We start from the raw sequence: 13,097 nt of genomic DNA, 5'->3' as shown, positions 1-13,097 counted from the left end.
GACGTATCTTGTGTATAATACCTACGAAGTACTTTCATTGGAGGAAAAATAGTGACTCTATTTATTATTATCGGGGTTCTCGTGCCAATGGTTTATACCATGCAGTTAAATATTAAAAATGAACCTGTAACAAAGCGCAATCTTTTAATAACATTAGCTTTATCTACGTTAGGTATTTTAGTAACCGCGTTAGCAGGTGTAATCGTTACGAAACAAGCTTTTCCTTTATTAAGTGTAGCAATTGGCTCAATTTTTACTGGAATCGTTTGGGGCCTTTTACTAAGTGGTAGCTACGCGCTGATACGATTTTTATCTAACGCATTTGGGCGTAAGTAATAGTAATCTGTTCATCAAGTAGTATCCGTGCTTGAAAACAAACTAAAACTCCTAATGTGGAACTAGTTAAAAAATTCTAAACTAGTACATTAGGAGTTTTGTTATGCAGAATAAATTTAATTGTTAAATTGAAAGTGCGGTAAAAATCCACTATTTATTTGAAAAAAATCGAGCAACCAAATTAAACCTTGATATCCTAAGTAAATACATAATAAAACAAGTCCGACATAAATTAAAAATCGCAAAATAGAAAGTCCAACTCTAAAAAGGAGGATGACTAATAGTGCTATTAAAATAATTGTTAGTATACTCAATGCTACAAACCTCCTAATACGCTTTTAAATCATAACAAAATTATAAGCTATTTTAAATGAACGTGCATCAGTCCTAAGATATATCATGATTAAGGCTGAAGACTGAGGAAAATATACATAATAAAATATATAATTAGATGAAGACATTGGAGGCGAACTATGAGATTGATATTTAGTATGATTAAAAACATTATAGCAGTAATAGCAATTGTGATAATTGTTTATATCGCCTTGAAATACGCACCTTTTTTAAAAGAACAAGATTGGAATCCTGTAAATCACGATAATGATCAAATGAATCAAGTTACGCAACCCACTAATGATGCCCAACATGTTTATGTAAGTGGTGAGAAATATTCATTAAAAGAAAATGATTTAATAAAGAATGTACCATTAAGCCAAATTAAAAATGTATTTAAAATGATAGATAAACAAGAGTTTATGGCTGTGTCTGGAATGAATCGCATGGCTTATAATGATCAATATATTATAGGTCAAAGAGGAGACGAATTTATTCTTTATAAATTTGGAGATGAGTCAATGCGTGTTTACAATACTGAATTTGAAATGCAACAAGACTTAAATGAATTAGGGCAAAATTTACAACTAAAATCTGAAAATGCTTATCAATAGGAAATTATTGCATAAGAAATATATTTTAGTTATCCTGTCACTAGAATAAATTTAAAAGGTTGGTGTAGTTCAAATGGCAGAACAATCAAAACAGAAACAAGCTAATGAACAACAAAAGGCCCAGAACTTATTCGCACGTTGGAGACAACTTCAGAATTCGAACAGTGAATCCTCGAACGATACAAACAAATAATTTTAAAATTTAAATCGATTATTTAAACTACTAGTGACTGGAATGTTTGCTAGTAGTTTTTTTGTTTTTAAAATGCCACAAATTTTTTACGGAGTTGTTCATTTTCAAAGTAATTCGTAGTTAGTGCTTTATTTCATAATGGGAGTAATATAAAATAGAAAAGGATATACAATATTTTGACATAATAGAGGTGTTCTGGGTGCTTAAGTTTTTTAAAAATAACAAATTAATTGTTGTTTTATGTGCAATTATCGTTTTTATTGCATTAATTGGGCTGTCCATACGTTCACAATCTCAATCACCTCCTGAACAATATATAGGTGATTCTGTGTCTTTTGGACAACGAGTTGTGAGTTATCCAGTTAATTTTGTTGCTGGTACGATTGGGGACTTTTTTAAAAAAGGAGATTCTAAAGAATCTAAAAATAAGATTAGCCAGTTAGAATCTAAGAACCAACAATTAGAAGCGGAAAATGAAAAATTAAAAAAAGAGCTTGATTTAAAAGATATTTCAAAATTTGATCCTATTTCTACTACGGTTTTGGCAAGAAATCCGGATCAGTGGATGAATACAATTGTAATTGATAAGGGATCTAAATCAGGTATAACTTCAAATATGGCTGTGATGACATCACAAGGTTTTGTTGGAAGAGTTACTAAAGTTAATAAATTTTCTTCACAAGTTGATTTAATCTCAACTAATACACGTGCGGGTAAATTATCTGTAAATATACAACACGGTTCTAAAAATATATTTGGTTTAATTGATCGTTATGATGAAAAGAACTCAGAACTTGTAATTAGTGACATTAATAATAGAGATAATATCTCAAAAGGTGATAAAGTCGTTACAAGTGGATTAGCTGATCAACTACCAAGTAATTTATATATAGGAGAAGTGACTAAGGTTCAAAATGATCAATACGGCTTAGCTAAAGAAGTTAGGGTTAAGACTGGTGCGGACTTAACAGATTTGAGTCATGTTTATGTTGCAAAAAGAGATCCTAAAACAATTCCTGATGATGAAAGCAGGGATAAATAATGCGTACACTGTATTATTTTTTGATAGGTATTTTACTATTTTATATAGATACTGCAATTGGGCTTCTTATTCCAATGCACATAGGTAAGTTTGAACTTGTATTTGTACCACACCTTACATTTATGTATATTTTAATGATGGTAGTGTATCGTGGCTTTGGCGTATCATTATTGCTCAGCATATTTTTAGGCGTAATGACTGATGTATACTTTGGTAGTATTTATGGAGTGTACTTATTTGGCTATATATTGTTTTTAGCACTTATAGATCGATTCTTTAAAATTTTTTACAAAGATCATTCGATGTTATTCATTATTATATTAGCCAGCACCTTATTATTAGAAGTCTATGTGGCATTAATATACGGTATGTTAGGATTCATTCAATTTGATATTATTCATTTTGTAGTCTTTAGATTATTGCCAACATTAATTATGAATTTTGTACTGTTGATTATGCTTTATCCGTTGATTATAAAGTTCCTTAAAAAAACAAACAATGACATTGACATGAAACGTCGTCAATGGTAAGATGCAATAGTTGAGTAGTTATAAGTAGCTACATACAACCGCTCAAATATAGGTTCAAGAACATTTTTAATGAAGAAAGCGATTTTCCCACAGAGTGCAAACGCTTGACTCAATAACGAAATGTCACCTATGTATGGCGTGACTTATTATACAGGAGGTGCAAAGTATGTTTGCTATTATTGAAACAGGTGGAAAACAAATCAAAGTAGAAGAAGGTCAAGAAATCTTCGTTGAAAAATTAGACGTAAACGAAGGAGATACTTTTACATTTGATAAAGTATTATTTGTAGGTGGAGATTCAGTTAAAGTTGGAGCGCCAACAGTTGAAGGTGCAACAGTTACTGCTACTGTTAATAAACAAGGTCGCGGTAAAAAAATCACTGTATTCACATACAAACGTCGTAAAAATTCAAAACGTAAAAAAGGCCATCGTCAACCATACACTAAATTAACAATCGATAAAATCAACGCGTAATTATTATGATTACTGTTGATATTACAGTTAATGATGAAGGCAAAGTAACAGACGTTATTATGGATGGCCATGCTGACCATGGTGAATATGGTCATGATATCGTTTGTGCTGGAGCTTCAGCTGTATTGTTTGGTAGTGTTAATGCGATTATAGGATTGACATCTGAGAGACCAGATATCAATTATGACGACAATGGTGGTCATTTTCATATAAGAAGCGTTGATACAAACAACGATGAAGCGCAACTAATTCTTCAAACAATGCTTGTGTCTTTACAAACTATTGAAGAAGAATATAATGAGAATATTAGATTAAATTATAAGTGAGGTGCATTCCGATGTTAAAATTAAACTTACAATTCTTCGCATCTAAAAAAGGGGTAAGTTCTACAAAAAACGGACGTGACTCTGAATCAAAACGCTTAGGTGCTAAACGTGCTGACGGTCAATTCGTAACAGGTGGTTCAATTTTATATCGCCAACGTGGTACTAAAATTTACCCTGGTGAAAATGTAGGTCGTGGTGGCGATGATACATTATTCGCTAAAATCGACGGCGTTGTTAAATTCGAACGTAAAGGTCGCGACAAAAAACAAGTTTCTGTATATGCAGTAGCTGAATAATTTTGTCTAGTTAACACCAGAAGTGAATCTTCTGGTGTTTTTTACTTTTTATAAAATGTTTTTCATTATTATTTTCATTATGTTATTAAAAAATGGGAATTTTAGACGTTATACTAAATGTGCAACTGTATAAGAGCCCCTAATCACTAAACTATAAGGGGGACAAAGGAATACAGTTGCAGCGTTTAAAGAATAAACTGTACCACAATTGGTGCTGAGAAATATAAGTATTTTAAAGCAAAGATTTATAAAAGTAACTGCATAAGAGCCCCTAATTATTTACAATATATAAGGGGCTCTAATATGCTATAATTATTGGGAAAATGAAAATTATATGTAAAAGAGGTGAGATATATGTTTGTCGATCAAGTCAAAATATCTCTTAAAGCCGGTGATGGTGGTAATGGTATTACCGCATACAGAAGAGAAAAATATGTACCATTTGGTGGACCAGCTGGCGGTGACGGTGGTAAAGGTGCTTCAGTCGTATTTGAAGTGGATGAAGGTTTAAGAACGTTATTAGATTTTAGATATCAACGTCATTTTAAAGCAAGCAAAGGTGAAAATGGCCAAAGTAGTAATATGCATGGTAAAAATGCGGAAGATTTAGTATTAAAAGTTCCACCTGGTACAATTATTAAAAATGTTGAAACAGACGAAGTGTTAGCAGATCTTGTTGAAGATGGTCAAAGAGCTGTAGTAGCGAAGGGCGGTCGAGGTGGCCGAGGTAATTCACGTTTTGCAACACCTAGAAACCCTGCACCTGACTTCAGTGAAAAAGGTGAACCAGGTGAGGAATTAGATGTATCTTTAGAATTGAAATTATTAGCTGATGTAGGATTAGTAGGTTTCCCTAGTGTGGGTAAATCGACTTTATTATCTATCGTTTCAAAAGCTAAGCCTAAAATTGGGGCATATCATTTTACAACGATTAAACCAAATCTAGGTGTTGTTTCAACGCCTGATCAACGTAGTTTTGTTATGGCAGATTTACCAGGTTTAATTGAAGGTGCATCTGATGGCGTTGGATTAGGACATCAATTTTTAAGACATGTAGAGAGAACAAAAGTTATTGTTCACATGATTGATATGAGCGGTTCTGAAGGTAGAGAACCTATTGAAGATTATAAAGTCATTAATCAAGAATTAGCTGCGTACGAGCAACGTTTAGAAGATAGACCTCAAATCGTAGTAGCTAACAAGATGGATTTACCTGAATCACAAGATAATTTAAACTTGTTTAAAGAAGAAATTGGCGAAGATGTGCCAGTTATTCCAGTTTCAACAATAACGCGTGATAATATTGATCAATTATTATATGCAATAGCAGATAAATTAGAAGAATATAAAGATGTTGACTTCACAGTTGAAGAAGAGGAGTCAGTTGGCATTAACCGAGTATTATATAAACATACACCGTCACAAGATAAATTTACAATTTCAAGAGATGATGATGGTGCTTATGTGGTAAGTGGTAATGCTATTGAAAGAATGTTTAAAATGACTGACTTTAACAGTGATCCAGCAGTACGTCGATTTGCTCGTCAAATGCGTTCGATGGGTATTGATGATGCGCTTAGAGAACGTGGTTGTAAAAATGGTGATATCGTTAGAATTCTTGGCGGAGAATTTGAATTCGTTGAATAGGAGCGAAACATGATGGACAATAAAGATTATAAAAAGTTTTATTTAATTAGAGAAGATGTCTTGCCTGAATCCGTGGTTAAAACATTGAAGATTAAAGATGCCTTAAAAAGTGATCCGACATTGTCCATTTATGATGCCGTTAAACAGTTTGATCTATCTAGAAGTGCTTTTTATAAATATAGAGAAACGATATTTCCAGTAGACGATAAAATGCTTGACCATCGAGAATTTACATTAATTTTATATGTAACTGATATTGTTGGTATGTTGGCACGTGTACTAGATGTTATATCAAAGTTAGAACTATCTGTATTAACGATTCATCAAAGTATTCCAATGGAAGAAAAAGCAACAATAACATTATCACTGAATGCTAAATCTAAAGAAACTTCAGTAGAAGATGTTATTGGCGCTTTGAGAAATTTAGATTATGTATCAAAAGTAGAATTAATTAGTATGAGTATGTAAGGATGTGCCTATAATGTACGCGTATGTCAAAGGTAAGTTAACACATTTATATCCTACACACGTAGTTGTTGAAACTGCTGGTGTTGGTTATGAAATTCAAACACCAAATTCTTATCGTTTTCAAAAGCATCTAGATCATGAAGTTTTAATTCATACATCTTTAATTGTTCGTGAAGATGCACAATTATTGTATGGATTTAGTAGTGAAGAAGAGAAAGATATGTTCTTGAGTTTAATTAAAGTTACTGGTATTGGTCCGAAATCAGCTTTAGCTATTTTAGCGACAAGTACGCCTAATGAAGTAAAACGTGCCATTGAAAATGAAAATGATACGTATTTAACTAAATTCCCAGGAATTGGTAAGAAAACGGCAAGACAGATTGTCTTAGATTTAAAAGGTAAAGTGAAAATTACTGAAGAAGATAGCGATTCATTATTACAAGTAGACGCTACTTCGACGGTGCAAGATCAATTCGTGCAAGAAGCAATGTTAGCGTTAGAAGCATTAGGTTATTCTAAACGAGAGCTTGCAAAAGTTGAGAAAACGTTAAATAAAAATAAATATGACTCAGTTGATGAAGCTGTTAAGGCAGGTCTTCAATTAGTTGTATCTTAATTTTAAATAGATTAATAGGGGAAGTGTTGTCATGAATGAGCGTATGGTTGATCAATCAATGCATAGTGAAGAAACTGATTTCGAATTGTCGCTTAGACCTACGAGATTACGACAATATATTGGTCAAAATTCAATAAAAAGTAATTTAGAAGTATTTATTAAAGCGGCTAAACTTCGTCATGAACCATTAGATCATGTATTGCTTTTTGGCCCCCCTGGATTAGGTAAGACAACATTATCTAATATCATTGCCAATGAAATGGAAGTTAATATACGTACAGTATCAGGGCCTTCATTAGAAAGACCTGGTGATTTGGCTGCAATTTTATCAGGACTTCAACCTGGAGATGTTTTGTTTATTGATGAAATACACAGACTGAGTAGTGTTGTTGAAGAAGTGTTATACCCTGCAATGGAAGATTTCTTTTTAGATATTATCATTGGTAAAGGCGATGAGGCTAGAAGTATCCGTATCGACTTACCTCCATTCACTTTGGTAGGTGCAACAACGCGAGCTGGCAGCTTAACAGGTCCACTAAGGGATCGATTTGGTGTGCACTTAAGATTAGAATATTATAACGAATCAGATTTAAAAGAAATCATTATTAGAACAGCTGAGGTTTTAGGCACAGGTATTGATGAAGAAAGTGCCATTGAACTTGCTAAACGTTCTAGAGGGACTCCAAGAGTAGCAAATCGACTATTGAAGCGGGTAAGAGACTTCCAGCAAGTGAATGAAGATGAACAAATATACATTGAAACAACGAAGCACGCATTAGGTTTACTTCAAGTTGATCAACACGGACTAGATTACATTGATCATAAAATGATGAACTGTATTATTAAGCAGTATAATGGCGGACCTGTTGGTTTAGATACGATTGCCGTAACAATTGGTGAAGAACGTATTACAATTGAGGACGTTTATGAGCCATTTCTTATTCAGAAAGGCTTTTTAGAACGTACGCCACGTGGCAGAAAAGCAACACCATTAGCTTATGAACATTTTGCAAAGTCGAATGAGGAGAGAGAATAACGTGAATATTGAAGAATTTGACTATGACTTACCAGAATCATTAATTGCTCAAACGCCTTTAAAAGATCGTGATCATAGTCGTTTATTAGTCATGGATAGAGAAACTGGTGAAATGAAACATTTACATTTCAAAGATATCATTGAGTATTTTAGACCTGGTGATACATTAGTGCTTAACGATACGCGAGTAATGCCAGCTAGACTTTTTGGTTTAAAAGAAGAAACTGGTGCAAAAGTTGAAATGTTAATGTTAACTCAAATTGAAGGTAATGATTGGGAAGTCTTACTGAAACCAGCTAAGCGTATTAAAGTTGGTAATAAATTGAATTTTGGTAATGGCAAAATTATAGCTGAATGCATAAAAGAAATGGATCAAGGTGGACGCATCATGCGTTTACATTATGAAGGTATTTTACAAGAAAGATTAGATGAATTAGGGGAAATGCCACTGCCACCATACATCAAAGAACGTTTAGATGATCCAGATCGTTATCAAACAGTTTACGCTAAAGAAAGTGGTTCAGCGGCAGCACCAACAGCAGGATTACATTTTACTGATGAGTTATTAATTGAAATTAAAAATAAAGGTGTTAATATCGCATTTGTTACATTACATGTTGGGTTAGGTACGTTTAGACCGGTGAGCGTAGACGATGTGAATGACCACGAAATGCATAGTGAATATTATCAAATGACACAAGAAACAGCTGATTTATTAAATGATACTAAGTCCAAAGGACATCGCATTATATCAGTTGGTACAACTTCAACACGTACACTTGAAACAATTCGACGCGATCATGATAAATTTGTTGAAACGAGTGGCTGGACTAATATATTTATTTATCCAGGATTTGATTTTAAAGCAATTGATGGCCAGATTACTAATTTTCATTTACCAAAATCAACATTAGTTATGCTAGTATCAGCGTTTAGTAGTCGTGAAAATGTTCTGAATGCTTATAAAACGGCAGTAAATTTAGAATATAGATTCTTTAGTTTTGGCGATGCAATGTTAATTATATAAAAAGAATGTGAGGATTTTGAATATGCCTGCAGTAACATACGAACACATTAAAACTTGTAAACAATCAGGTGCGCGTTTAGGTATCGTGCACACACCACACGGTTCATTTGAAACACCTATGTTTATGCCAGTTGGTACTAAAGCAACCGTTAAAACAATGAGTCCAGAAGAGTTAAGACAAATTGAAGCAAAAATCATTTTGGGCAACACATATCATTTGTGGTTACAACCCGGAAATGATATTATCAAACACGCTGGGGGATTACATAAATTCATGAATTGGGATGGTCCGATTCTTACAGATTCAGGCGGTTTCCAAGTGTTTAGTTTAAGTAATTTACGTAAAATTACAGAAGAAGGCGTGGAATTTAGACATCATACTAATGGGTCTAAATTATTTTTGAGTCCTGAGAAATCAATGCAAATTCAAAATGATTTAGGATCTGATATTATGATGGCATTTGATGAATGTCCACCGATGCCTGCTGAATATGATTATGTAAAAAAATCTATTGAACGTACAACACGTTGGGCGAAAAGATGTCTAGATGCACACCAAAGACCTGAAGATCAAGCATTGTTCGGCATTATACAAGGTGGCGAATATGAAGATTTAAGAGAACAAAGTGCAAAGGATTTAGTAGAATTAGATTTTCCTGGTTATGCAATCGGCGGTTTGTCAGTTGGTGAACCTAAACCGGTTATGTATAAAATGGTTGAACATACAGAGCAGTTTATGCCTAAAGATAAACCAAGATATTTAATGGGTGTAGGATCTCCAGATGCGTTAATCGAATGTAGTATTCGCGGCATGGATATGTTTGATTGTGTCTTACCGACACGTATTGCCAGAAATGGTACTTGTATGACATCGCAAGGTCGTTTAGTTATTAAAAATGCAAAATTTGCAGATGATTTAAGACCGTTAGATGAGAATTGTGACTGTTATACATGTCAAAACTATTCAAGAGCGTATATACGTCATTTAATCAAGGCAGAGGAAACTTTTGGTATTCGTCTTACTACTATTCATAATTTACATTTTCTGCTAAAATTAATGGAAGATATAAGACAAGCCATTCGAGAAGATCGTCTTTTAGATTTCAAAGAAGAATTCTTCGAGCAATATGGATTAAATGTTGAGAACCCAAAAAACTTTTAAGCAAGAGGAGCGTATAAAATGCAATTTTCATTACTAATATATATAGTCGTAATTTTTGCGGTTATGTATTTCTTGATGATCAGACCACAACAAAAACGTGCGAAACAGCATCGTGAGTTGATTAATAACATTCAATCTGGTCAAAGAATTACAACTATTGGTGGTATTAAAGGTACTGTTAAAGCAGTAGATGAAACAACTGTTGTTATTACAGTTAATGGTCATGGTACTGAATTAACTTTCGAAAAACCTGCTATTAAACAAGTTGACCCTTCATAATGAGAAGTGGTATTAAAAAGGATGAAACGAATAGCGTTTCATCCTTTTTAAGTTATAAGTAGTATGTAGAATAGCTTATTTTTATTCCAAAAAAAGAAATTGTGATACATAATAATTGTTAAATTTAAATTAAATATATCTATGACTATTTTTACTCCCTGCTCTAGTATGTTAATATGTATAAGGCTAATAAATTTTGTAAGAAAGATTTAACTTGCGTTATAAAATAGTATTCAAGTATTCTAAATACATACGTAAATAATGAGGTGTTCATGTGAAGAAAAGTAGTAGAATAATTGCGTTCTTGCTTTTAGTCGTATTGTTGTTTGCCGGAATGGCTGCAACTTATAAAAGTGTTATAAAGAATGTCAATTTAGGACTTGATTTGCAAGGTGGATTTGAGGTGCTTTATCAAGTCGATCCTTTAAATAAAGGCGACAAAATAGATAAAAAAGCCTTACAATCAACAGCGCAAACATTAGAAAATCGTGTTAACGTTTTAGGTGTTTCGGAACCTAAAATTCAAGTTGAAGAACCTAATAGAATTAGAGTACAACTTGCTGGTGTAACAGACCAGAATGAAGCACGTAAAATTTTATCTTCTCAAGCTAATTTAACAATTCGCGATGCAGAAGATAAAGTAAAATTAAGCGGTTCTGATATTAAACAGGGATCTGCCAAACAAGAATTTAAACAGGAAACAAACCAGCCTACAGTTACTTTTAAAGTAAAAGACAAAAACAAATTTAAAAAAGTAACGGAAGAAATCTCTAAGAAACGTGATAATGTCATGGTTGTTTGGTTAGATTTCAAAAAAGGTGACAGCTATAAAAAAGAAGCACAAAAGAAAAACCCTAAATTTATTTCTGCAGCAAGTGTTGATCAACCAATCAATTCTGATAGCGTAGAAATCTCGGGTGGATTTAAAGGACAAGAAGGCGTTAAAAAAGCAAAACAAATCGCCGAATTGTTAAATGCAGGTTCTTTACCAGTTGACTTGAAAGAAATTTATTCAAACTCAGTAGGTGCCCAATTTGGTCAAGATGCATTAGATAAAACTGTGTTTGCATCGTTTATTGGTGTAGCATTAATTTATTTATTCATGCTTGGATTCTACCGATTACCTGGTTTAGTAGCGATTATTGCATTGACAACTTATATCTATCTAACGTTAGTAGCATTTAATTTCATTTCCGGGGTTCTAACTTTACCAGGATTAGCGGCGTTGGTATTAGGTGTAGGTATGGCTGTAGATGCCAATATTATCATGTATGAGCGTATTAAGGATGAACTTCGAATAGGTAGAACGATAAAGCAAGCCTTTTCTAAAGCAAACAAAAGTTCATTCCTAACAATTTTTGATTCTAACTTAACAACAGTTATCGCCGCAGCAGTATTATTCTTCTTCGGTGAAAGTTCAGTTAAAGGTTTCGCGACAATGTTATTATTAGGTATTCTAATGATCTTTGTTACAGCCGTGTTCTTATCAAGATTCTTATTATCATTACTTGTTTCATCAAATATATTCAAAAATCAATTTTGGTTATTTGGTGTTAAAAAGAATAAACGACATGATATTAATGAAGGTGTAGATGTTCATGACCTTAAAACTTCATTCGAGAAATGGAATTTTGTTAAATTAGCTAAGCCATTAATTGGAGTAAGTATTTTAATTGTAGTTGTCGGTTTAGTTATTCTTTATATCTTCAAGTTAAACTTAGGAATTGATTTCTCAAGTGGTACACGCGTAGATTTCCAATCTAAACAAGCAATTACTCAACAAAAGGTAGAGCAAGTTGTAAAAGATAGTGGACTTAAAGCGGATCAAATTCAGATCAATGGTAAAGACAATAAAGTAGCAACTGTTCAATTTAAAGACGATTTAACGCGTGCTCAAGATAATAAATTGAGTGATAATATTAAATCGAAATTCGGTGACACACCTCAAATTAACACTGTATCACCAATTATTGGACAGGAATTAGCAAAAAATGCAATGCTTGCATTAATCTATGCATCGATAGGTATCATCATCTATGTATCATTACGATTTGAATGGCGCATGGGTCTTTCATCTGTATTGGCATTATTACATGATGTATTCATTATAGTAGCGATTTTCAGTTTATTTAGAATTGAAGTAGATTTAACATTTATCGCCGCTGTATTAACAATTGTCGGTTATTCAATTAATGATACAATCGTAACGTTTGACCGTGTACGTGAAAACTTACAAAAGGTTAAAGTGATTACGACAACAGAACAAATTGATGATATCGTTAATAGATCAATTAGACAGACAATGACACGTTCAATTAATACAGTATTAACAGTTATTGTAGTAGTAGTTGCTATACTATTCTTCGGTGCTCCTACGATATTCAACTTTACTTTAGCATTATTTATCGGATTGATTTCTGGTGTATTCTCTTCAATCTTCATTGCCGTTCCGCTATGGGGAATAATGAAAAAACGTCAGTTGAAAAAATCGCCGAAACACAAATTAGTTGTATATAAAGAAAAGAAATCGAACGATGAAAAGATTTTAGTTTAAAATGAATTAAGCGGTATGTGAAACAATAAAGAGTTCACATACCGCTTTTTACTTTATTTAAATTTAACAAAATATATATAAATAAGTTCCCGCATTCATTTTTAAAAAATGGTATAATTAAAGTCTTGATTATTTAGATAAGTGCTTTTTATTTAAAGTAATT

The 13,097-nt window shown here is 32.9% G+C and carries 17 protein-coding genes and 1 other annotated feature; of the genes, 16 read left to right on the top strand and 1 reads right to left on the bottom strand.

Annotated features, from left to right (window positions below):
• The first annotated feature begins 51 nt into the window (after positions 1-51).
• Positions 52-336: a hypothetical protein gene (locus JG553_RS05455; protein WP_000171859.1), complete on the top strand. Its 285-nt coding sequence runs from the start codon at positions 52-54 to the stop codon at positions 334-336.
• 116 nt (positions 337-452) lie between these two features.
• Here the strand turns inward: JG553_RS05455 and JG553_RS05450 are convergent, their stop codons facing one another.
• Positions 453-650, bottom strand: coding sequence for a hypothetical protein (locus JG553_RS05450; protein ID WP_000025835.1), 198 nt, complete (start codon positions 648-650; stop codon positions 453-455).
• 159 nt (positions 651-809) lie between these two features.
• On the opposite strand from JG553_RS05450, the gene JG553_RS05445 reads away from it, so the two are divergent.
• The 15 genes from JG553_RS05445 (at position 810) to secDF (ending at position 12,934) form a co-directional block, all read left to right on the top strand.
• The gene (locus JG553_RS05445) at positions 810-1,283 is read left to right on the top strand and encodes a DUF4930 family protein (protein WP_001236735.1); all 474 of its coding nucleotides are present in this window, start codon (positions 810-812) and stop codon (positions 1,281-1,283) included.
• A 73-nt stretch (positions 1,284-1,356) separates the two neighbouring features.
• Positions 1,357-1,476 (top strand): hypothetical protein, encoded by a 120-nt coding sequence (locus JG553_RS05440; protein ID WP_000840602.1) that lies wholly within the window; start codon positions 1,357-1,359, stop codon positions 1,474-1,476.
• A gap of 199 nt (positions 1,477-1,675) precedes the next feature.
• Positions 1,676-2,518 carry a rod shape-determining protein MreC gene (mreC, locus tag JG553_RS05435; protein ID WP_000911041.1) on the top strand — a complete coding sequence of 281 codons (843 nt, stop codon included), beginning with the start codon at positions 1,676-1,678 and terminating at the stop codon, positions 2,516-2,518.
• Positions 2,518-3,048, top strand: a complete 531-nt coding sequence (gene mreD, locus JG553_RS05430) for a rod shape-determining protein MreD (RefSeq protein WP_001259925.1) — start codon at positions 2,518-2,520, stop codon at positions 3,046-3,048. The genes mreC and mreD overlap by 1 nt, the downstream gene beginning before the upstream one ends.
• Before the next feature lie 26 nt (positions 3,049-3,074).
• Positions 3,075-3,202: a sequence feature (ribosomal protein L21 leader region), on the top strand.
• 12 nt (positions 3,203-3,214) lie between these two features.
• Positions 3,215-3,523, top strand: coding sequence for a 50S ribosomal protein L21 (gene rplU / locus JG553_RS05425; RefSeq protein ID WP_000457386.1), 309 nt, complete (start codon positions 3,215-3,217; stop codon positions 3,521-3,523).
• A 5-nt stretch (positions 3,524-3,528) separates the two neighbouring features.
• Complete coding sequence (locus JG553_RS05420) at positions 3,529-3,849, top strand: ribosomal-processing cysteine protease Prp (RefSeq protein WP_000633692.1); 321 nt, start codon at positions 3,529-3,531, stop codon at positions 3,847-3,849.
• A gap of 11 nt (positions 3,850-3,860) precedes the next feature.
• Positions 3,861-4,145 (top strand): 50S ribosomal protein L27, encoded by a 285-nt coding sequence (rpmA, locus tag JG553_RS05415; protein ID WP_000916187.1) that lies wholly within the window; start codon positions 3,861-3,863, stop codon positions 4,143-4,145.
• Positions 4,146-4,499: 354 nt separating this feature from the next.
• Entirely contained in the window at positions 4,500-5,792 is a 1,293-nt protein-coding gene (gene obgE, locus JG553_RS05410) for a GTPase ObgE (RefSeq protein ID WP_000496100.1), read from the top strand.
• A 12-nt stretch (positions 5,793-5,804) separates the two neighbouring features.
• Positions 5,805-6,260, top strand: a complete 456-nt coding sequence (locus JG553_RS05405) for an ACT domain-containing protein (protein WP_000368902.1) — start codon at positions 5,805-5,807, stop codon at positions 6,258-6,260.
• A gap of 13 nt (positions 6,261-6,273) precedes the next feature.
• A complete protein-coding gene (gene ruvA, locus JG553_RS05400) occupies positions 6,274-6,876 on the top strand; it encodes a Holliday junction branch migration protein RuvA (RefSeq protein ID WP_000271547.1) in 603 nt (200 codons plus the stop codon).
• Positions 6,877-6,907: 31 nt separating this feature from the next.
• Complete coding sequence (ruvB, locus tag JG553_RS05395; protein WP_001005767.1) at positions 6,908-7,912, top strand: Holliday junction branch migration DNA helicase RuvB; 1,005 nt, start codon at positions 6,908-6,910, stop codon at positions 7,910-7,912.
• Position 7,913: 1 nt separating this feature from the next.
• Complete coding sequence (gene queA, locus JG553_RS05390) at positions 7,914-8,939, top strand: tRNA preQ1(34) S-adenosylmethionine ribosyltransferase-isomerase QueA (protein ID WP_001019172.1); 1,026 nt, start codon at positions 7,914-7,916, stop codon at positions 8,937-8,939.
• Positions 8,940-8,961: 22 nt separating this feature from the next.
• Positions 8,962-10,101: a tRNA guanosine(34) transglycosylase Tgt gene (gene tgt, locus JG553_RS05385; RefSeq protein ID WP_001112045.1), complete on the top strand. Its 1,140-nt coding sequence runs from the start codon at positions 8,962-8,964 to the stop codon at positions 10,099-10,101.
• A gap of 18 nt (positions 10,102-10,119) precedes the next feature.
• A complete protein-coding gene (yajC, locus tag JG553_RS05380) occupies positions 10,120-10,380 on the top strand; it encodes a preprotein translocase subunit YajC (RefSeq protein ID WP_001160682.1) in 261 nt (86 codons plus the stop codon).
• 274 nt (positions 10,381-10,654) lie between these two features.
• Positions 10,655-12,934, top strand: coding sequence for a protein translocase subunit SecDF (gene secDF, locus JG553_RS05375; protein ID WP_000749795.1), 2,280 nt, complete (start codon positions 10,655-10,657; stop codon positions 12,932-12,934).
• The last annotated feature ends 163 nt before the right edge of the window (positions 12,935-13,097 follow it).

Origin of the sequence: Staphylococcus sp. T93 (genome assembly GCF_016743875.1) — a bacterium.
Lineage (GTDB): Bacteria > Bacillota > Bacilli > Staphylococcales > Staphylococcaceae > Staphylococcus > Staphylococcus aureus.
The sequence above is the reverse complement of the archived record's forward strand: the minus strand, read 5'-3'. Positions and strand labels throughout refer to the sequence as shown.